Here is an 18,074-nt window from a genome sequence, read left to right as displayed (position 1 = left end):
TCGTCAGAAGTTGACACTTGATGTCGTCGAAAATCACCTCATGGCGCCGCACGTCATCCCCCAGAAGTCGACGCCGATCGACGACCGTGCGCCGATGTGCGCGGCACCCCCGCCTGCCTAAGGTCGTCGCCGTCCATGACTTACGGAAAGCAGAAGGGACACACGACATGCGCACCCTCGGCGTCGCCATCCTCGGCCTGTTCGTCGGACTGGCGGCCGGATTCCTGCTGTTCAGCGAGCTGGTGGCCAGGCTCGTCGTGCACGACGGCACGGTGGACCCGCCCTGGGCCTTCGTGATCGGGTTCGGCCCGCAGGTCCTCGCGGTGGCGGGCGCGGTGGTCGCCGTCGTCATCGATCGGCGCAGGGGCGGGGGTGAGGCGCGATGACGCTCTCGCGCCGGGAACTGCTGCGGATGGCCGCGGGCGGGCTGGTGCTCGCGCCGTTAACGGCCGCCTGCTCGGGCATCGTGGTCAGCGGCGGGGCCAACGTCGAGACCGAGTCCAGCGCGGGCGCCCTGCTGCGCAGCAAGGCGAAGCTGCCCGCGCCGTTCACGCTGCCGTTCCGGGTGCCGCCGGTGCTGCGGCCGGCCCGCAGCGACGGCGACACCGACCATTACGAGATCACCCAGCGGGCGGCGCAGGTGGAGATCCTGCCGGGGCTGCGCACGGAGGTGTGGGGGTACAACGGCATCTTCCCCGGGCCCACGATCGTCTCGCGGCGCGGGCGGCGCACCGTCGTACGGCACCGCAACGAGCTGCCCGTCCCCGTCGTCGTGCACCTGCACGGCGGCCGCACACCGCCGGAGAGCGACGGCTACCCCACCGACCTGGTCAAAGCCTCCGGCGGGACCAAGGAGTACGCCTACCCGCTCGACCAGCCCGCCGCCACGCTCTGGTACCACGACCACCGCATGGACTTCACCGGGCCGCAGGTCTATCGCGGCCTGGCCGGGCTCCACCTGCACCACGACGACGAGGAGGAGGCGCTGCCGCTCCCGCGCGGCGACCGCGACGTCCCCCTGATGATCACCGACCGGGCGTTCGACGAGGACGGCTCGTTCAGCTACCCCTCTGTGGACCCCTCGCTCCAGGGGAAGCCGGGCGTGACCGGCGACTTCATGAGCGGCGTGCTCGGCGACTGCGTGCTGGTGAACGGCGTGCCCTGGCCGGTCATGGAGGTCACCGCGGCCCGCTACCGCTTCCGCGTGCTCAACGCCTCCAACGCCCGGCGCTACCTGCTCGCGCTCGACCCGCCGCCGCCGGACGGCGCCGCGTTCACGCAGATCGGCAGCGACCAGGGCCTGCTCGCCGCCCCGGTCGGCCACGACGAGCTGCAGATCGCCCAGGCCGAACGCTTCGACGTGATCGTCGACTTCTCCCGCTACCCGATCGGCACGCAGGTCACGCTGCGCAACAAGCTCGGCAAGGACGGCACCGGCGACGTCATGCGGTTCATCGTCGCGCGCAGGGGCAGCGACGACAGCCGCATCCCGGACCGGCTCGCCGACATCCGGCCGCTGTCACGGTCGGACGCCGTGGCCGAGCGGGAGTTCACGTTCGAGCGCGGCGGCGCCGAGCACGACGGGGTGACATTGTGGACGGTGAACGGCACGCCGTTCAGCCCCGACACCATCGCCGCCACGCCCAGGCTCGGCACGGTGGAGCTGTGGAAGCTGCGCGCCCAGAACGTGCCGCACCCGATCCACATCCACCTCGCGCCGTTCCAGGTGCTCGACCCCGGCCCGTACGCCGGCGGCTGGAAGGACACCGTCGACCTGCGCAGCGGCGACCAGGCCGAGGTGCTGGTGAAGTTCGACGGCTACCGGGGCAAGTACGTCTTCCACTGCCACAACCTGGAGCACGAGGACATGATGATGATGGCCAACTTCGACGTGCGTTGAGGCGGGGCCGCCCGGCCGCTGCCGGGCGGCCCCGCCTCCCGCTAGCGGTTGCCGTACTGCTCGGTCTCCGGACGCTCGATCATCAACGCGTGCGCCGGCTGCTCGGCCACCGGGCGGTGCCGCACGCCCTTCGGCACCACGAACAGCTCGCCGCCGGACAGCGTCACCGGGTCGCGCCCCTCCATCTCGATGCGGAAGGAACCGTCCCAGCACAGGAACAGCTCGTCCTCGTCGTGCTCGTGCCAGGGGAACTCGCCCTCGAACCTGGCGATCCGCACCACGGTGTCGTTGGCGGCGGCGAGGTCGCGCGGCTGGAAGGGGCCGGGCAGCGTGGCGGCGACCTTCTCGATCGACACGGGCTCGATCGACACGGGCTCGATCGACACGGGCTCGATCGACACGGGCTCCGTCATGACGTTCATCCTCCGGATGACATCGAACGATCAACAGAGCCACCCAGGATATTCACCGCAGCCGCCACCGAGGTTTGAACACCGACAGCGTCGTCGCGGCCAGCAGCATGACGATCTGCGTGCTCAGCGCCGCGACCTGCCCCCACTGGCGGGAGGCCGCGACCTGCCGCGCGCCCTCGGTGGCCGCGGCCATCCCCTCGGGGTCGAACACGAAGATGCCCACCCCGATGACGGCCAGGAGCAGCACCAGCTTGATCGCCACCCAGTAGTAGCGCAGCAGTCCCCAGTGGCTGCCCAGGCCCAGTGCGACGCCGGTGATGAACGCGGTCATGCTCAGCGGCACGCCGCCCGCGAAGATCATGAAGGGCATCAGCCGGTACGCCGTGTGCGCCAGCGCCAGGTCCTCGGTCAGCGTGGCGACCGTGTTGAGCACCACCAGCCCCCACACCTCCCCGGCCAGCGCGACCGAGACGACGATGTGAACGACCAGCAGGGTCTTACGGATGCGCGGTGCCATTGCTCTCGCCTCACCTCTGTCATCGGCATGTGCGGCCATCGTCGCGGCTTCGCATCCGCGCGGCGTCCGCCCATGGATGGCGCTCCCGGTACGCCGTGAGGTGTAGGCGAGGCGTCAGGCGGAGGGCCCAGCAGAGGACCCGCGGAGGACGCCGCAGAGGACGCCGCGGAGGACGCCGCGGAGGACGCCGCCGACGACTCCGAGGGGGACTCCACGCCGCCCGCGATGATCTCGACGGCGCGCCGGCCCGCCGCCAGGACCTCCCCGGGCGAGGCGCCGTGCTGCTGCGCGACGAGGCCGGCCACGCCCATGGCGCCCCAGAAGCCGCCGACCACGGCGGCCGCCGTGATGAGGTCGAGCCGGTCGGGGTAGGTCCGGTGCAGCGCCTCGGCGAGGCGCGGCTGCTGGTCGAACATCAGCGACAGCCCGCGTGCGCGCAGCGCCGGCTCGGACAGCAGCAGCCGCGAACGCGTGGTGGACAGGGCGACGTCCAGCTCGTCGTCGGCGGCGAACCCCTGCACGAGCAGGTCGTGGAGCCGGAGCAGCAGCGTCCAGCGGCTCGCCGGGCTCGCGCTCCGCGATCGCCGCGACGAGCCGGTCCAGGCGGTCCTCCGCCTGCAGGAAGAGCGGCTCCCGGTCACCTGGTGACACGACCGCGTCCCGGCACGCGCGAGGCGTACCGGGAGGTCGCACGGAGTCTTGAGCGAGGCCGCGCGCGGGGTCCGGCCCCGGCGGGCCGGCCGCTGCGCGCCGGGTTCAGCGGGCGGACCGGCCGCCGCGGAGCCTGCGCCACACCTGGGCGCACCAGGCGACCACGCCGACGGCCGCGCCGCTGCCGAGACCGATCATCATCGCGATCCCGCTGGTGTACACGCGGAGCGCGAGCTCCCGCCAGGCGGGGTCGAAGCCGGCGGCGAAGGCGACCGCGCTCTCCGGCGGGCTGTGGCCGAGCGAGGGCCCGACGTCCCAGAGAACCTGGTGGACGATCAGCAGCGACAGGCCGTACAGGGCTCCCAGCACGAGGAAGTCCAGGAACGGCCGGCGCGTGCCGCGTACCAGCGCGACCACCACCCACGCCGCGAACGGCGCGAGCGCGAGCACGTAGTACAGCAGCGAGCTCTCCGGGGCGACGATGCCCAGGTCGGCGAGTACGGTGCGGGGCAGCCCGGCCGCGACCAGCGCCAGCATGAGCCCCACCGGCATGTCGGTGGCGGGGAAGCGGCGGGCGGTGGAGTTGAGGATGTCAGCGGTCATGGCCCGAGTGTGTTCCCGGACCGAGGGCCGGGACATCGGCTCCGGGGCGCGCCCTCCGCCGCGCTCTCTACACCCTGCGGTGTATCCCCGTCACGTCTGCACGGCGTAGACGCCGAAACCGATCACGGCCACGCACGCCGCGGCCGCGAACAGCGGCACGTTGACCGCCACGGACAGGTACTCGCGCCGCCGGAGATGCAGCCGCATCGCCAGCACCATGATCACCGCGAGGCCGGCGGCGGCCAGCGGGGTGAGCGCCGACGCGATGCCTGTGGCGGCCGGCAGCACCACGCCCGCCGCGCCGGCCGCCTCCGCGAGCGCGATCAGCCGGACCGACCGCACCGAGTAGCCGCTCAGCGCCTCGGGCAGGGCGTCGGGGGCCCGGACGACCTTCAGGAGCGCGGAGACCAGGAAGATCGCCGCCAGCGTGCCCTGGACCGCCCAGAGGAAGGCGTTCACAAGCCGGCCGCGGACACGCCGCCGTCGATGGTGAAGACCGCGCCGGTGGTGTAGGCGGAGCGGTCGGAGGCGAGGAACGCGACCAGGTCGGCGACCTCGCGGGGGAGCGCGGCACGGCCCAGCGGGAACATGGCGGTCAGCTCGGTGTGCCGCGACTCGTCGCCGAAGCGGGCGCGGGCCTGGGCCTTCATCAGGGTCTGGATGCGTTCGGTCGCGACCGGACCCGGGTTGACGCCGACGACGCGGATCCCGTCGGCGAGGCTGCGCCCGCCCAAGGCCTTCGTGAACGTCATCAGCGCGGCGTTGCCGGTACTGCCGGCGATGTAGTTGGCGTCGTAGCCCTCGCCGGACGCGCCGATGTTGTTGATGATCACACCGTGGCCGCGCTCCTTCATCCGCGCGTACAGGTGGCGGGTCAGGTTGATGTAGCCGTACACCTTCAGCTCCCAGCCGTGCCGCCACGCCTGCTCGTCCACCGCGTGCAGCGGGCCGCCGGGGATGTCGCCGGCGTTGTTGACCAGGATGTCCGGCACCTCGACCGTCGTCGCGAACCGGTCGAGGTCGTCGCCGCGCCGCAGGTCCACGACGTGGGCGCGGGCGTCCACCCCGTGCTCGTCCGTCAGTCTGGCGGCCAGCTTCTCCAGGTCGGGGCCGCTGCGGGCGGCCAGGTCGAGGTCGCAGCCCTCCTCGGCGAGCACCTCGGCGATGGCCGCGCCGATGCCGCGCGACGCACCCGTGATGAGGGCACGCTTGCCCCGCAGATGCAGGTCCATGTCGTCCACCTTTCGGGAACCGTCAGTTTCGACAAGCATTGACGAAACTAGCGGTTCCGTCAACTGGGCGGCATGATCACGGATCGCCGTGACCCACGCCCCCGCCGGAGCGGGCGCGGAAGGCGCGGAACGCGGCGTCCGGATGCTCGGAACGGGAGGCGTAGGCGGCGGCGATGCGGTCGTACGTCGCGGTGGCCCGTGCGGTGAGATCGTCCATCACGCGAGTATCCGCCGGGCACGCCATGCTTCAACAGTTCGGACCTCCCGGCCGTCTACCCCGTGACGGTACGAGGAAAGGCAGAAGTCATTGGACGACGAGCCCCGCTTCGAGGACTTCGTGGCGGAACGAGCCGACGCGCTCCTGCGCTACGGCTACCTGATCAGCGGCGACCCGCACGACGCGGCCGACCTGACGCAGGAGGCGCTCATCCGGCTGCATCAGGCGTGGCCCCGCGTACGCCGCAAACACGCCCCGGAGAGCTACACCAAGATGATCATGGTGCGGCTGCACATCAGCACGTGGCGGTTGCGCAGGCGCGAACGGCCCGGCTGGGCGCTGCCCGAGGTCGCGGGCTTCGACGCACCGCCGTCCGACAGCGACGAGGGCCTGTGGGAGGCGCTCGCCACACTGCCCCGCAAACAGCGGGCCGTGCTGGTGCTGCGCTACTACGAGGACCTGTCCGACGCCGACATCGCCGCCGTGCTCGGCATCTCGCGCGGCACCGTACGCAGCCACGCCTCGCTCGGCCTGGCCAAGCTCCGTTCCATGCTGCCCAGCACCTCAGAGATCAACGGGAGCCCCGCATGACCGACCCCCTGGAGTCCCGCCTGCGCGCCGCGCTGGGCCGCGCCGCCACCCGCGCGCCGCAGGCCCCGCCGAGGTTCTCGGCCGAGCTGGTGGCCAGGTCCCGGCGGCGCAGGATGCGCAAGAACGCGGTGCTGGCCGGCGTCTGCGTCGCCGCCATCGCCGCGCCCGTCACGATGCTGATCGCGGGCGGCGGCGATCCCGGCTACGTCGCCGCCGTCGTCGCGTCCACCCCGGCCCCGCCCAGCGAGCCGGCCCCATCGGCGAGCGCCTGACGATCGAGAACCCCTCAGAGCGGCGCCCCATCTCGTTCTGGTACGCCAGGACGGCGAACGGCGACACCGTCCTGTGCCACCAGCGGCTGTCGCGGACGGGAGCGAGCGTGGAATCCTGCGGCGACCGGCCGGTGGACGGCGAGCAGGCCACCGAGCAGGGCGACACCAGGACGTTCCCGCCCCCCGCCACGGGCGAGGTGCTGCACTTCGGCAGCGCGGGAGCCGAGGTCGCCCGGGTCACGGCCGTACTGAAGGAAGGAGAGCGCGTCACCGGCACGCTCGCCACACCCCGGGGCGCCCCGCAGGCCGTCTGGACCGTGACCGTCCCCGCGGACGAGCCGGTCACGGCGATCGAGTTCGCCGGCCGCGACGGCAAGACGATCAAGCGGATCGCGCCACGGCCGCTGACGGTGCCCGAGGCGACGGCCAAGCCGGTCGGCGACACGGTGAGGATGCCCGCCAAGCTCGAGGCCGGCCTTTACGAGACCCCCGGCAGGACGCTGATCTGGAAGCTCGGCGGGCAGGCCGTGGGCCTGCACCACCTGGACGGCGCGCGGACGCCGCTCGGCATGGGCGGCGACCGCAGGAACGCGGAGCTGCGCGAGCACGGCAAGCGCTGGTTCGGCATCACCGGCGAGGAGACCGCCCGCGTCGCGCTGGTCTTCGCGGACGGCACGTCGGTCAGCGCCGCCACCAGACCGGATCCGTGGAAGCTCGGCGGCTTGCGGATGTTCGCGGGGACGCAGGAGCGCACCGGCGACCTGTACGCCGAGGGCTTCACGATCGTCGGCTACGGCGAGGACGGCGCCGAGCTCTGGCGTGAGAAGCACGATCCCGCGCGCTGAACGCCCCGGCAGGCGGGCCGGGCCATCCGAGCGCTCCGGCGGGGAGGACGAGGCTCACCGTGGTCCCCTCACCGCGTACGGCGTTCACGCTCAGCCCGCCGCCCAGCCGCGCGGCCTCGGCCCGGCGCGCCTCGCACGTCTCGGCCGCCGTTCCCTGCCCGTCGTCGCTCACCGTCAACCGCAACCCGCCGGAGCCCACGGTGAGCGCGACGCAGACCGCACGGGCGCGCCCCTGCCGCTCCACCTCGTCCAACACATCGCCGATCACGCCGTGCACGAGACCGTCCACCCGGCTCGGAAGGGCCCGGCCGGGCAGGGCCCACACCTCCACCGCGACCCCGGTCCGCGACGACCACTCCGCCAGCCGCTCCTCCAGCGCAGCCGCCCGGCTGACCGGCTCGGTTCCCTTGACCACGTGTCTCACTCCGATCATCGTCCGCGAGGAGACCGGGCGGCTTGCTCACCACGCGGCTCCATGGCCAAGATCATCCCACCGATTCGCACGTTCCGTTTCCACCCCAGGCTGACACGGTCACCTGATCCCGTTCGCAGCCCGCTGAACCTCTCAGACCTTGAGAGCGCGCCTCGGCGAAAACGCGGCGACCGGATCAGCGACGCGTCCACGCCATGTTGACGGTCTCGGCCGCGACCACTTCGACGGCAGGCGGAGCGCCGCCCTCACGCTCTTCGTGACGATCACCGGGATGGGATGGAAGGCGGCCGTCCGGACGGTGAGAACCGCCCCGTGATCGTCTCTCGACACTCTGCCGTCCGACCGCGCCTTTTGGCCGCGCTCGACCAGCCCCGGCTCGTAAGGTAGGCGGCGTGACGACTGGCACGGTGGACGAGCTGCGCGCCGCGCTGGCAGGGGCTTCGGTGCCCGAGTTGCGGCGCAGGACGGAACGGCTCTGGCGGGAGTGGCAGGACCGGCCGGGCGAGCTGCTGGAGGCGCTCGTGGCGCTGTGGGAGCCGGACGGCGAACGTGAGGTGCGCATGGGCGCCGCCATGCTGCTGGGCGCGGTGGCGGTGGCGGAACGGGCGGCCCTGGAGGTCATGACCACGACCTGTGCCGATGACGCCGACTGGCGGGTGCAGGAGGCGCTGGCCAAGGGGCTCGACTGGCACTGCGCGCTGCGGGGCTGGGCGGAGAGCGTGCCGCTGCTGGAGTCGTGGCTGACGCACGGGCATCCGAACGTGCGCAGGGCGGCGGCCGAAGGACCTCGGGTGTGGACCGCCCGCCCTCACTTCAAGGACCGTCCCGATGAGGCGTTGCGGCTGCTCGGTCTGGTGCGCGCCGATGACAGCGCGTACGTGCGCAAGTCGGCCGCCAATGCGATCAGCGACATCAGCAAGAAGCATCCTGAGCTGGTGCTGGCCACGCTCTCCGGCTGGACGGACACCACCTCGGCCGGCGCGTGGACGATCAAGCACGCCTGCCGGCACCTCACCAAGTCCCACCCCGGCGAAACCGCCGAGATCCTGGCCGGACTCGGAGGATGACCGCGAGTCGGGACCACGGGCCGGCCCGCGGTCAACGCTCGAATCGAGCGACCGTCACCGCACCTTTTTCGCGTGCCGCCGGATGTGCTCCTGCGCGGCGGCGATCACCGAGGCGTGCCGGGCCGCCGTGCTCGCCTGCGCGAACGGACGCCCGGGATGGACCCGCGCCGGCTGCTCCTCGCAGGTCGCCCTCGGCCAACGCCTTCGAATGCCGCTCCGGCCTCGCGCCAGGCGCCCACCGCCGCCGCGCCACGACACCGGCCCCGCCCGCGCTGCCCGGCCCGCGGCGCTTCTCGCGCGACTGCCGCGCACGCACGGCCCCGCACTATGACCGAGCGTATTCGACAACTCAGAGCCGCGATCCGGGCGAATCCACCCCTGAGGTCGAATTGCGCGAAGAAAGACAGCGCTTTCCGCCATGCAGATCCCGGAAAATCATCCGATTTTCGATGGTTCTTCGGTAATAACGGTCAGCCTACGCAGAACTCGTTGCCCTCCGGGTCGCGCATCACCGTCCAGGTGAGTTCGTCCATGCGGCGCGTCGCGACTGCCGTGGCTCCCAGCTCGCGCAGCCGCCGGATCTCGGCTTCGGGGTCGGAAGCGGCCAGGTCGAGGTGGAGACGGTTCTTGGCGATCTTGCGTTCGGGCACCTTCACGAGGATGAGGTGCGGGTCCTGTCCGCCGGGGCCCGGCGTGAGCCGGGCCGAGCGCTCGTCGGCGTGGGTGATGCCGTAGCCCATGGCCGCGCTCCAGAAGCGGGCCAGGCGCGGTGGGCTCTCGCAGTCGATCACGATGTTGTGCACGGACAAGGCCATCGCACCACCCCGGACGTCAGCTCTGCCGGACGCCGTTGAGCACCAGGCGTTTGCGCTGTGCGGTGGGGGAGCGGTCATACTCCATGTGGCCGCACATCATGCGGTGATGTAAGCCATGCTCGTGCGCGAAGATGACCAGCTGGACCCGGTCGCGCACGTTGAGCTTGGTGCACAGGCTTCGCACGTGCGACTTCACCGTGCTCTCGCTGACCCGCAGCATCCGGGCGATCTCGTCGTTCCGTAAGCCCCGGAGCACCAGCCCGAGGACCTCACGCTCCCGGGGTGTCAGGCTCTCGACCTCCGGCAGCGCCTGGGGAGGCCGGGCCTGGGTGCGGCTGAACTCGGCGACCAGCCGCGTCAGGCCATGACTGGTCAGCACCGCCTCGCCGGCCCGGACACGGTGGATCGCCGAGATGAGCTGTTCAGGTCCGATGTCCTTGAGGAGGAAGCCGCGGGCGCCGAGGCGGAGCGCGCGGAAGAGATCCTCATCCGGGTCGGTCGGGCCGAACATCAGGACCTTGACGCCCGGGACGCCGCCAGGGCCGCAGATCTCGGCTGTGGCCTGAAAGCCGTCCATCTTGGGCATCAGCGTGTCCATGAGCACCACGTCGGGCCGCAGCTGCCGGCACAGCCGGACCGCATCGAGGCCGTCGACGGCTTCCGCGACCACCTTGATGCCGGTGCGTTCGCAGAAGGCGGTGCGCAGCCCGATGTGGATCACCGGTTGGTCGTCGGCCACCACCAGTCTGATGACGCTCATCAGCACACCGCGGGTGAAGTAGCGCCTGTAGGGTCGATCATGATCATTTCGGCTCCCCCAGTGAATGATCGATACAGGGTCTGTGATAGCAGCCCACCCGTTCGCGCATCATCGCGTCCAATTGACCACATCTGCTCCAGAAGCGTCAAACAGTCGTATATCTGGAGATTGACGGCGATAGTTACTTTTCGTCATTCGCATAGTTGCTCCGGCACGTCACCGGTGGAAAAGCGGCCTCTCCCGTTGCCCGATGGGCGACGAACGCCTCAGCCAAGAGACACGCCGGCGAAGCGGGCATCGTCCGGCGGACGAGTACGGGGTGTCCGAAAGGCGAGGGCCACTTCAGCGGCTCGGTTGAAGACGGGCCGTGCCGTCCTTTCCTAGGCTGACCGCGCCATGGAGATGGTCACGCCGTCACCGGCACAAGGACCATCGCGGGTAAAGGCGGGAAAGGCCAGGTGGTCGCCATGAACGTCGAGATCGTCACGCAACTGATGGCCGCAGTGGGAGCGGACGTGACACCGGAGCAGTTCGACCGGACGTTCGAGTCGCTGAACATCGACTCGCTGGCCAGGGCGGAGATCTCCGCAAGGGCCGAAGAGCGGTACGGGGTCGTCATCGAGGACCGGTTGACCGCCGACACCACGCCGGCCCAGCTCGGTGCACTGCTCGGTGAGCACGCACCCGCCGAGAAGGGCTGAGGGGACGCGTCATGGGCCACACCGACAACAGCATCGTGATCGAGGCGCCGATCGCGTACGTCTGGGCCAGGACCAACGACCTCCGCTCGTGGACGGACCTGTTCACCGAGTACGCCAAGGTCGAGGTGCTGTCCGAAGAGCCCGGCCACATCACCTTCAGGCTCACCACCCATCCCGACGAGGAGGGCAAGGTGTGGTCGTGGGTGTCGGAGCGCCGGCTGGACCGCGAGCACTGGACGGTGCGGGCCCGGCGCGTGGAGCCGGGCCCGTTCCAGTTCATGAACCTCTACTGGACCTATGAGGCGCTCACCCCCGACACCACGCGGCTGCGCTGGGTCCAGGACTTCACCATGCGGCCCGACGCGCCAGTGGACGACGCGGCGATGGAGGCCCGGCTCAACCGCGGCTCGGCCGAACAGCTCCGCGTCATCGCCCAGCGGATCAAGGCCTCACGCTCCCGGCCGCAGAGCTTCGCTTCCACCCGCTCGGTGCGGCAACGGGGCGGGGACATGCGCACCCTGCTCAACCCCGCCTCGACCGGCAGCGCGCACGGCATATCCGGCGCTGTCGAACTGGCACCGGGCGAAAAGGTCAACGAGCACTACCATCCCTACTCCGAAGAGCACCTGTTCGTCGCCGAGGGCACCGTACGCGTCGACATCGACGGCGAGCCCCACACCCTCAAGCCCCGCGACGCGGTGTTCGTGCCCCGCGAGGTCCGCCATCGGGTGACCAACGTCGGGACCGGCCCGGCACTGGTGGTCTTCGCGCTCGGCCCCCTTGCGCCCAGCCCCGAGCTGGGCCACGTCGACACCGAGGACGCGCCCTCGCCGGCGGCGACATGAGCCGGCGGGTAGTGGTCACCGGCATCGGGGTGCAGGCGCCCGGAGGGGCGGGGGCCGACGCGTTCTGGGCGAGGCTCGTGTCCGGACGCTCGGCGATCCGCCGCATCAGCACCTTCGACCCGGCTCCCTTCCGCTCCCAGATCGCGGCGGAGTGCGACTTCATCCCTGAGGAGTGGGGCCTGACGCCGCGCGAGATCCGGCGCTGCGACCGGTTCGTGTTACTCGCCCTGGCCGCGGCCCGCGAAGCGGTCACCAGCAGCGGACTCGACCTCGAGGGCGCGGACGCCGGCCCGGCGGTCGGCGTCTGCCTCGGCAGCGCGGTCGGCGCGACGATCCGCCTGGAGGAGGAGTACGTCGTCGCCAGCGACGCCGGCCGGGACTGGACGGTCGCCGCCGACCACAGTCTCCCCTTCCTCTACCAGGCACTGGTCCCCTCCAGCGCGGTGAGCGAGCTGGCCGCCCGCTACGGCGCCCACGGCCCCGCCCTCATGGTCTCGACCGGCTGCACGTCGGGCATCGACGCCATCGGCACCGCGTACGAGCTGATCGCCGACGGCGAGGCCGACGTGATGATCGCGGGCGCCTCCGACGCGCCCATCTCGCCCATCACCGTGGCCTGTTTCGACGCCATCCGCGCCACCACGGCAAGGAACGACGCGCCGGAGACCGCCTCCAGGCCGTTCGACGCGACCCGCGACGGGTTCGTGCTCGGAGAGGGCAGCGCCGTTCTGGTGCTGGAGGAACTGGAGCACGCCAGGCGGCGCGGCGCGCCGATCCACTGCGAGATCAGCGGCTACGCCGGCCGCGCCAACGCCCACCACATGACCGGCCTGCGCCCGGACGGAATCGAGATGAGCGAGGCCATCCTCGACGTGCTGCGGCAGGCCAGGCTCGCGCCCGGCGACCTCGGCTACATCAGCGCACACGGCTCCGGCACCAAGCAGAACGACCGGCACGAGACGGCCGCCTTCAAGCGGGCGCTCGGCCCGGCCGCCGCTCAGGTGCCGATCAGCTCGATCAAATCGGTGGTCGGTCACTCGCTCGGCGCCATCGGAGCGATCGAGATGGCCGCGTGCGCGCTGGCCATCCGGCACCAGGTCGTGCCGCCCACGGCCAACCTGACCACGCCCGATCCCGAGTGCGACCTGGACTACGTGCCGGTGACCGCGCGCGAGCACCGTATCGGCCACGCCCTGTCGGTCGGCAGCGGGTTCGGCGGGTTCCAGTCGGCCATGGTCGTCTCCGCCCTGGCGAAGTCACGGAAGGAAGGCATCGCGTGACGGAACCCGCCTCGCTCGTCATCAGTGGCATCGGCGTCGTCGCACCCACCGGTATCGGCGTCGCCGCGCACTGGAAGAACACCCTCGACCGGCGTGCCGGCATCCGGCCCGTCGACCCGGCCACGGCCGGCGACAGCGGCATCCGCGTGGCCGGCGTGGTCAGCGACTTCGACCCGGCGGATTTCGTGCCCCGGCGGCTGCAGGTGCAGACCGACCGGTGGTGCTGGATGGGCCTGGCCGCGGCCGAGATGGCACTCGCCGACGCGGCGATCAGCGACTTCGACCCCTACCGGCTGGCGATCCTGACCGCCGCATCCGAAGGGGGCAACGAATACGGCCAGCGCGAGATCCAGGCGCTGTGGCGCGACGGTCCCCGGGCGGTCAGCGCCTATCAGTCGATCGCGTGGTTCTACGCCGCGCTCGCCGGCCAGGTCTCCATCCGCCACGGCGCGAAGGGCCGCTGCGGCGTGGCCGTCGCCGACGCGGCGGGCGGCCTGCACGCCGCGGCCCAGGCACGCCGCCTGCTCCTGCGCGGGCAGGCCGACCATGTGCTGCTCGGCGCGGCCGAAGCGCCGCTTTCGCCGTACGCGCTCCTCTGCCAGGCATCGCTCGGCCGGCACAGCACCGCCGGTGCCGCCGCGGGGGCCTACCTGCCCTTCAGCGAGCAGGCGGCCGGGTGGGTCCCCGGCGAGGGCGGCGCCATGCTGGTCCTGGAGCGCGCGGAGACGGCGCGCGCCCGCGGCGCGCAGATCTACGCCGAGCTGGCCGCCGTGGCGAGCACCCACGACGCCCACCACCCCGCCGACCCGCCGCCGACGGCCGCGCACATGGCCGCGGCCATCGCGCTCGCGCTCGAACGAGCCGGCGTGACGCCCGGCGAGGTGGACCTGGTCCTCGCCGACGGCGACGGCAACAGGCGATGGGACGCGCTCGAGGCCGAGGCCCTGATCTCGGCACTCGGCCGGCGGGCCGCGGACGTCCCGGTGGCCGTGCCCAAGACGCTCACCGGCCGGCTGAACTCCGCCTGCGGCGTGCTCGACCTCGCCTGGGCCGCGCTCGCACTCTTCCACGACGTCGTCCCGCCCGCCTGCGAAGACCTCGATGGACGGCCGGTCATCGCCGGCCTCGACGTCGCGCGCGCCCCTCGCCGGGACGCGAACCTGCACACGGCACTGGTGTTCACCCGCGGCGTGGGCGGCTTCAACGCCGCCGCCGTGCTCAAAACGGCTGGAGGCCCGTCATGACGACCGTCGAGCCGCACCGGACGGGCCGCGTCGCCCTGCCCGCCACCGGCCGGCTGATCGACCTGAGCATGCCCATCGAACCCAGCCCCTTCGACCCCGCCGTCATGCGCAGGCGGCTGTGGCGCCACGAGCACGGGGGACGCCGCATCGGCCGCAAGGCCGTCTTCAACCGCCGCCTGCCCCTCCGGCTCAGGCTGGCCAGGGCCGCCCGGTACGTCGCCGGCGGCCGCCGCATCGGTCCCGGCTGCTTTCCCGACGGCCTGTTCCTCGGCAACGAGGTGTTCACGCTGTCCGTGCACGCGGGCTCCCATGTGGACGCACCCTTCCACTACGGGCCGCGTACCGGGGATCGCCCGGCGCTGCGGGTGGACGAGATCCCCCTCGACCGCTGCGTCGGCCCGGGCGTGCTGCTGCGGCTGACCCACAAGCTGACCGATCACGGACCGGCGCAGAGCATCACCGCCGCCGACATCCGGCAGGCACTGGCCAGGATCGAGCACACGCTTTCCCCCGGTGAGGTCGTCCTGATCCACACCGGGGCCGATCGCCTGTGGCCGGGGCCGCGCTACTTCACCGCTCATCCCGGCATGACCGTCGAGGCCACCGAGTACCTCCTCGAGCAGGGCGTCACGGTCATCGGAGTGGACACCGCGGGCTTCGACCTGCCCGCGCCGGTGATGATCGAGCGCTACTACCGTTCGGGGGACGCGGCCCACCTGTGGCCGTGCCATCTGCTCGGCCGGCGCCGCGCATTCCTGCAGATCGAGCGGCTCGGCGGGCTCGACCGGCTGCCGCGCCCGACCGGCTTCACGGTCATGTTCCTGCCCATCCACGTCAGGGGTGCGGGCGCGGCCTGGACCCGCCCCGTCGCCATCGTCCCCGAGGAGGGCACGTGAAGGTCCTGCTCATCGCCACCAACAGGGAACGGCGGCCCTCCTTCGCCGTGCCGGCGGGAGTCGCCTACCTTCAGACGGCTCTCATCGACGCCGGCCACGAGGCCCGCATCCTCGACCTCTGCTTCGACCCCGACGACCGCCTGGCAAGCCACGTCACCGAGACGATCGAAGAGTACGGGCCCGACCTGATCGGCATCTCCGTCCGCAACATCGACAACGAGACCTACCTGCAGTATCGCGGCAACCTTGGCGACGTGCGGATCGTGCTGGAGGCATGCCGCGCGGCCTGCTCCGCGCCGGTCGTGCTCGGCGGGTCGGCCTTCTCGCTGATGCCGGTCGAGATCATGAACGTGCTGGACGCGGACCTCGGCGTCGTCGGTGAGGGCGAGCCCGCCATGGTGGCCATCGCCGACGCACTGGCGGAAGGCCGGCCCATCACCGACGCGCCGGGACTGCTGCGGCGCGAGGGGACGCAGGTGGCGGTCTCGGAGCCGGCCAGGGTGAGCGACCCCGGCTCGATCGTCGCGCCGCGCTACTTCGTCCCCGACAGCCGGTATTTCAGCACCCAGGTGGTCGGGCCGCAGCCCACGTACGGCATCCAGACCAAGCGCGGCTGCGCCTTCCGCTGCTCCTACTGCCCGGTGCCCTCGATCGAGGGCAAGCGGTTCCGGCTCCGCTCGCCCGCGCACATCGTGGACGAGATGCGGCACGTCCGCGATCTGGCCGGGGTCAGGCGGTTCTTCATCACCGACAGCATCTTCAACCTCCCCAGGCGGCATGCGATCGCCGTGTGCGAGGAGATGGTGGCCGCCGACCTCGGCGTCACGTGGATGGCCTACACCAACCCGCTGCAGTACGACGACCACCTGGCCCAGCTGTTCAAAAGGGCCGGCTGCGAGACGCTCAACTTCGGCTTGGACGCCGGCTGCGACGAGATGCTGACCAGCCTCCAGAAGGACTTCACCGTCGCCGACATCGAGAACGCCACGGCGTGCGCCCGAAGGGCCGGTGTCCGCATCATCCACTCGCTGCTCCTGGGCGGTCCGGGCGAAACGGCCGACACCGTGGCGCGGACGCTGGAGACGATGGATCGCTGCGCCCCGGACATCCTCACCATCGCCTTCGGCATCCGGGTGTACCCCCAGACCCCGCTGTGGCGTGGCATCGCCGGCAGGAGCGGCCGGCCCGACATCGACATGCTGCAGGCCGTTTTCTACGTCGACGAGGCGCTCGGGCCCGCCGAGTGCCGCACGATCCTCCGGCTCATCGAAGAGTTCGTCGAGAGCCACCCCAAGATCATGGTCCGCATGAACTTCGACCCCAAGAACCTGGAGGCGGAGGTCTCCACGAGCTCGCTCCGCATCTCCGCGCAGGCTGGCGCAGGAAGGAAGGCATGATGAGCGCGACCGCCGCTCTCCCGTACGCCGCCCGGGACCGCTACCCGGTCATGTGCTACCCGATGCCGTGGGCCCCGCCGCAGTACGAGCGGATCGCCGAGCAGATGGAGCTGGACCGGCCGAGCCGGGCCCCTCAACCGGCCGCCATGTACATGCACATCCCGTTCTGCGATTACCTGTGCGGCTTCTGCCCGTTCGTGAAGTACCTCAAGGACGAAGGCCGGGTCCGCAAGTACCTGGACGATCTCAAGTCCGAGATGGCCATGTACGCGCGGACGCCGTACTTCCGCAGCACCGTCTTCGGCTCCCTCTACATGGGCGGCGGGACCGCGAGCAGCCTGTCGGCCACGCAGCTCGCCGAGATCATCTCCTTCGCCCGCGAGCAGTTCACCTTCGCGCCCGACGCTGAGATCACCCTGGAGTGCAGCCCGATCACCGTCGGCCCGGAGAAGTTCGCCGCCGTCCGCAAGGCGGGCGTCAACCGGGTCAGCTTCGGCGTGCAGACCTTCGATAAGGAGATCGGCCAGGCGTCGGACGTCGCCCAGGACGGCGAGACCTCGCTGCGGGTGATCCGGCAGGCGCAGGAGGCGGGCATCGACCACATCAGCATCGACCTGATCTACAACCTGCCGGGCCAGGGCGTCGCTCCGCTGCTGACCGACCTGGACATCGCGCTGGACGCCGGGGTCAAGCAGATCACGCTGTTCCCGCTGTCGATCATGCCGCACACCAAGCTCTTCAGGGACGTCAACGAGGGCAAGGCCGGCCGCCCGGGCGACCTCGCCCATGAGCTCGAGCTGTGCCAGCAGGCCGGCGAGCACCTGGCCGCGCGCGGCCTGCGCCAGACCTCGGTGCCCGACTACTCGCTGCCCGACGTCACCTACCGGCACGCTCGCATCCACTTCACCGACTTCGGCGACCTGCTCGGCCTCGGGGCCGGAGCGATGGGCACGGTCAACGAGTACACCTACGTCAACGTGGCCGAACTCAAGCGCTACACCGAGCTGACCGCGCAGGGCGTGCCACCGGTCAACGCCGGTCAGCTCACCCCGCACGAGGAGCGGCCGCGCGCGACGATGGCCATGGGCCTGCGGATGCTCTCTGTCGCCCGGCAGACCTTCCGCGATCGCCACGGCCAGGAGCCCGAAGACGTCTTCGGCCCGCTGCTCGACGACCTCACCCGTCGTGACCTGCTGGTCTGCGACACCGACGAGATCCGCCTGACCGAGCTGGGCGCGCTGTTCGGCTACGACGTGGCCAAGGAGTTCTACTCCGACGAGATCAGAGCCCGCGGCCAGAAGCTCGCGGAATCGCTGGCCAGGAAGCGCGACGTGGCGGCGCCGGCCTCCGCCCGCCCCGCCACCACCAAGTAGCCCGCCACCCGAAGGAGCCCGG

General features: G+C 71.4%; 23 protein-coding genes. 14 read left to right on the top strand and 9 right to left on the bottom strand.

Annotated elements, in window-relative coordinates:
* Nucleotides 1-167 precede the first annotated feature (167 nt).
* Complete coding sequence (locus tag ACFMQL_RS37825) at nt 168-386, top strand: DUF5957 family protein (RefSeq protein ID WP_364069193.1); 219 nt, start codon at nt 168-170, stop codon at nt 384-386.
* Nucleotides 383-1,900 (top strand): multicopper oxidase family protein, encoded by a 1,518-nt coding sequence (locus tag ACFMQL_RS37820; RefSeq protein ID WP_364069195.1) that lies wholly within the window; start codon nt 383-385, stop codon nt 1,898-1,900. Before ACFMQL_RS37825 ends, ACFMQL_RS37820 begins: the two co-directional genes overlap by 4 nt.
* A 41-nt stretch (nt 1,901-1,941) precedes the next feature.
* On the opposite strand, the gene ACFMQL_RS37815 is transcribed toward ACFMQL_RS37820, so the two are convergent.
* Nucleotides 1,942-2,313 (bottom strand): cupin domain-containing protein, encoded by a 372-nt coding sequence (locus tag ACFMQL_RS37815; protein WP_378789602.1) that lies wholly within the window; start codon nt 2,311-2,313, stop codon nt 1,942-1,944.
* A gap of 52 nt (nt 2,314-2,365) precedes the next feature.
* A complete protein-coding gene (locus tag ACFMQL_RS37810; protein WP_364069199.1) occupies nt 2,366-2,830 on the bottom strand; it encodes a hypothetical protein in 465 nt (154 codons plus the stop codon).
* Between the two features lie 471 nt (nt 2,831-3,301).
* Here ACFMQL_RS37810 and ACFMQL_RS37805 point away from each other — a divergent pair, with 471 nt between their 5' ends.
* On the top strand, nt 3,302-3,478 hold the full coding sequence (locus ACFMQL_RS37805; RefSeq protein WP_364069201.1) for a hypothetical protein: 177 nt from the start codon (nt 3,302-3,304) through the stop codon (nt 3,476-3,478).
* Between the two features lie 108 nt (nt 3,479-3,586).
* On the opposite strand, the gene ACFMQL_RS37800 is transcribed toward ACFMQL_RS37805, so the two are convergent.
* The 4 genes from ACFMQL_RS37800 to ACFMQL_RS37785 all read right to left on the bottom strand — a co-directional run bounded on the left by ACFMQL_RS37800 (nt 3,587) and on the right by ACFMQL_RS37785 (nt 5,533).
* Nucleotides 3,587-4,084 carry a hypothetical protein gene (locus tag ACFMQL_RS37800; RefSeq protein WP_364069203.1) on the bottom strand — a complete coding sequence of 166 codons (498 nt, stop codon included), beginning with the start codon at nt 4,082-4,084 and terminating at the stop codon, nt 3,587-3,589.
* Between the two features lie 90 nt (nt 4,085-4,174).
* Entirely contained in the window at nt 4,175-4,543 is a 369-nt protein-coding gene (locus ACFMQL_RS37795) for a DoxX family protein (protein ID WP_364069205.1), read from the bottom strand.
* The gene (locus ACFMQL_RS37790) at nt 4,540-5,316 is read right to left on the bottom strand and encodes an SDR family oxidoreductase (protein ID WP_364069207.1); all 777 of its coding nucleotides are present in this window, start codon (nt 5,314-5,316) and stop codon (nt 4,540-4,542) included. The genes ACFMQL_RS37795 and ACFMQL_RS37790 overlap by 4 nt, the downstream gene beginning before the upstream one ends.
* A 76-nt stretch (nt 5,317-5,392) precedes the next feature.
* Nucleotides 5,393-5,533 (bottom strand): hypothetical protein, encoded by a 141-nt coding sequence (locus ACFMQL_RS37785; RefSeq protein ID WP_364069209.1) that lies wholly within the window; start codon nt 5,531-5,533, stop codon nt 5,393-5,395.
* A 90-nt stretch (nt 5,534-5,623) separates the two neighbouring features.
* Between ACFMQL_RS37785 and ACFMQL_RS37780 the strand changes: the two genes are divergently transcribed.
* The 3 genes from ACFMQL_RS37780 (at nt 5,624) to ACFMQL_RS37770 (ending at nt 7,241) form a co-directional block, all read left to right on the top strand.
* Nucleotides 5,624-6,124, top strand: a complete 501-nt coding sequence (locus tag ACFMQL_RS37780) for a SigE family RNA polymerase sigma factor (RefSeq protein ID WP_364069211.1) — start codon at nt 5,624-5,626, stop codon at nt 6,122-6,124.
* A complete protein-coding gene (locus ACFMQL_RS37775) occupies nt 6,121-6,396 on the top strand; it encodes a hypothetical protein (RefSeq protein ID WP_378789599.1) in 276 nt (91 codons plus the stop codon). The genes ACFMQL_RS37780 and ACFMQL_RS37775 overlap by 4 nt, the downstream gene beginning before the upstream one ends.
* 107 nt (nt 6,397-6,503) lie before the next feature.
* A complete protein-coding gene (locus tag ACFMQL_RS37770) occupies nt 6,504-7,241 on the top strand; it encodes a hypothetical protein (RefSeq protein WP_378789597.1) in 738 nt (245 codons plus the stop codon).
* On the opposite strand, the gene ACFMQL_RS37765 is transcribed toward ACFMQL_RS37770, so the two are convergent.
* The gene (locus ACFMQL_RS37765; protein ID WP_378789596.1) at nt 7,174-7,674 is read right to left on the bottom strand and encodes a hypothetical protein; all 501 of its coding nucleotides are present in this window, start codon (nt 7,672-7,674) and stop codon (nt 7,174-7,176) included. The genes ACFMQL_RS37770 and ACFMQL_RS37765 overlap by 68 nt on opposite strands.
* A 392-nt stretch (nt 7,675-8,066) precedes the next feature.
* On the opposite strand from ACFMQL_RS37765, the gene ACFMQL_RS37760 reads away from it, so the two are divergent.
* The gene (locus ACFMQL_RS37760) at nt 8,067-8,741 is read left to right on the top strand and encodes a DNA alkylation repair protein (protein WP_364069217.1); all 675 of its coding nucleotides are present in this window, start codon (nt 8,067-8,069) and stop codon (nt 8,739-8,741) included.
* A gap of 470 nt (nt 8,742-9,211) precedes the next feature.
* On the opposite strand, the gene ACFMQL_RS37755 is transcribed toward ACFMQL_RS37760, so the two are convergent.
* Complete coding sequence (locus tag ACFMQL_RS37755) at nt 9,212-9,556, bottom strand: VOC family protein (protein ID WP_364069219.1); 345 nt, start codon at nt 9,554-9,556, stop codon at nt 9,212-9,214.
* 16 nt (nt 9,557-9,572) lie between these two features.
* Nucleotides 9,573-10,316, bottom strand: a complete 744-nt coding sequence (locus ACFMQL_RS37750; protein WP_364069494.1) for a response regulator transcription factor — start codon at nt 10,314-10,316, stop codon at nt 9,573-9,575.
* 467 nt (nt 10,317-10,783) lie between these two features.
* Here ACFMQL_RS37750 and ACFMQL_RS37745 point away from each other — a divergent pair, with 467 nt between their 5' ends.
* The 7 genes from ACFMQL_RS37745 to ACFMQL_RS37715 are packed head-to-tail and all read left to right on the top strand — an operon-like array spanning nt 10,784 to nt 18,052.
* The gene (locus tag ACFMQL_RS37745; protein ID WP_364069221.1) at nt 10,784-11,017 is read left to right on the top strand and encodes an acyl carrier protein; all 234 of its coding nucleotides are present in this window, start codon (nt 10,784-10,786) and stop codon (nt 11,015-11,017) included.
* Between the two features lie 11 nt (nt 11,018-11,028).
* Nucleotides 11,029-11,862: a cupin domain-containing protein gene (locus tag ACFMQL_RS37740; RefSeq protein WP_364069223.1), complete on the top strand. Its 834-nt coding sequence runs from the start codon at nt 11,029-11,031 to the stop codon at nt 11,860-11,862.
* Complete coding sequence (locus ACFMQL_RS37735; RefSeq protein ID WP_364069225.1) at nt 11,859-13,142, top strand: beta-ketoacyl-[acyl-carrier-protein] synthase family protein; 1,284 nt, start codon at nt 11,859-11,861, stop codon at nt 13,140-13,142. Before ACFMQL_RS37740 ends, ACFMQL_RS37735 begins: the two co-directional genes overlap by 4 nt.
* Entirely contained in the window at nt 13,139-14,386 is a 1,248-nt protein-coding gene (locus tag ACFMQL_RS37730; protein WP_364069227.1) for a beta-ketoacyl synthase N-terminal-like domain-containing protein, read from the top strand. The genes ACFMQL_RS37735 and ACFMQL_RS37730 overlap by 4 nt, the downstream gene beginning before the upstream one ends.
* Nucleotides 14,383-15,282: a cyclase family protein gene (locus tag ACFMQL_RS37725; protein WP_364069229.1), complete on the top strand. Its 900-nt coding sequence runs from the start codon at nt 14,383-14,385 to the stop codon at nt 15,280-15,282. The genes ACFMQL_RS37730 and ACFMQL_RS37725 overlap by 4 nt, the downstream gene beginning before the upstream one ends.
* On the top strand, nt 15,279-16,679 hold the full coding sequence (locus ACFMQL_RS37720) for a B12-binding domain-containing radical SAM protein (RefSeq protein WP_364069231.1): 1,401 nt from the start codon (nt 15,279-15,281) through the stop codon (nt 16,677-16,679). The genes ACFMQL_RS37725 and ACFMQL_RS37720 overlap by 4 nt, the downstream gene beginning before the upstream one ends.
* Nucleotides 16,676-18,052, top strand: coding sequence for a coproporphyrinogen-III oxidase family protein (locus ACFMQL_RS37715; protein WP_378789592.1), 1,377 nt, complete (start codon nt 16,676-16,678; stop codon nt 18,050-18,052). Before ACFMQL_RS37720 ends, ACFMQL_RS37715 begins: the two co-directional genes overlap by 4 nt.
* Nucleotides 18,053-18,074: the final 22 nt, after the last annotated feature.

Origin of the sequence: Nonomuraea fastidiosa, from assembly GCF_042751225.1 — a bacterium.
Taxonomy (GTDB): domain Bacteria; phylum Actinomycetota; class Actinomycetes; order Streptosporangiales; family Streptosporangiaceae; genus Nonomuraea; species Nonomuraea fastidiosa.
The sequence above is the reverse complement of the archived record's forward strand: the minus strand, read 5'-3'. Positions and strand labels throughout refer to the sequence as shown.

Coding starts and splice junctions, on each gene's coding strand:
- ACFMQL_RS37825 (WP_364069193.1), top strand. CDS start 168: ATGCGCACCCTCGGCGTCGCCATCCTCGGCCTGTTCGTCGGACTGGCG.
- ACFMQL_RS37820 (WP_364069195.1), top strand. CDS start 383: ATGACGCTCTCGCGCCGGGAACTGCTGCGGATGGCCGCGGGCGGGCTG.
- ACFMQL_RS37815 (WP_378789602.1), bottom strand. CDS start 2,313: ATGACGGAGCCCGTGTCGATCGAGCCCGTGTCGATCGAGCCCGTGTCG.
- ACFMQL_RS37810 (WP_364069199.1), bottom strand. CDS start 2,830: ATGGCACCGCGCATCCGTAAGACCCTGCTGGTCGTTCACATCGTCGTC.
- ACFMQL_RS37800 (WP_364069203.1), bottom strand. CDS start 4,084: ATGACCGCTGACATCCTCAACTCCACCGCCCGCCGCTTCCCCGCCACC.
- ACFMQL_RS37790 (WP_364069207.1), bottom strand. CDS start 5,316: ATGGACCTGCATCTGCGGGGCAAGCGTGCCCTCATCACGGGTGCGTCG.
- ACFMQL_RS37785 (WP_364069209.1), bottom strand. CDS start 5,533: ATGGACGATCTCACCGCACGGGCCACCGCGACGTACGACCGCATCGCC.
- ACFMQL_RS37775 (WP_378789599.1), top strand. CDS start 6,121: ATGACCGACCCCCTGGAGTCCCGCCTGCGCGCCGCGCTGGGCCGCGCC.
- ACFMQL_RS37765 (WP_378789596.1), bottom strand. CDS start 7,674: ATGATCGGAGTGAGACACGTGGTCAAGGGAACCGAGCCGGTCAGCCGG.
- ACFMQL_RS37755 (WP_364069219.1), bottom strand. CDS start 9,556: ATGGCCTTGTCCGTGCACAACATCGTGATCGACTGCGAGAGCCCACCG.
- ACFMQL_RS37750 (WP_364069494.1), bottom strand. CDS start 10,316: ATGAGCGTCATCAGACTGGTGGTGGCCGACGACCAACCGGTGATCCAC.
- ACFMQL_RS37745 (WP_364069221.1), top strand. CDS start 10,784: ATGAACGTCGAGATCGTCACGCAACTGATGGCCGCAGTGGGAGCGGAC.
- ACFMQL_RS37740 (WP_364069223.1), top strand. CDS start 11,029: ATGGGCCACACCGACAACAGCATCGTGATCGAGGCGCCGATCGCGTAC.
- ACFMQL_RS37735 (WP_364069225.1), top strand. CDS start 11,859: ATGAGCCGGCGGGTAGTGGTCACCGGCATCGGGGTGCAGGCGCCCGGA.
- ACFMQL_RS37725 (WP_364069229.1), top strand. CDS start 14,383: ATGACGACCGTCGAGCCGCACCGGACGGGCCGCGTCGCCCTGCCCGCC.
- ACFMQL_RS37715 (WP_378789592.1), top strand. CDS start 16,676: ATGATGAGCGCGACCGCCGCTCTCCCGTACGCCGCCCGGGACCGCTAC.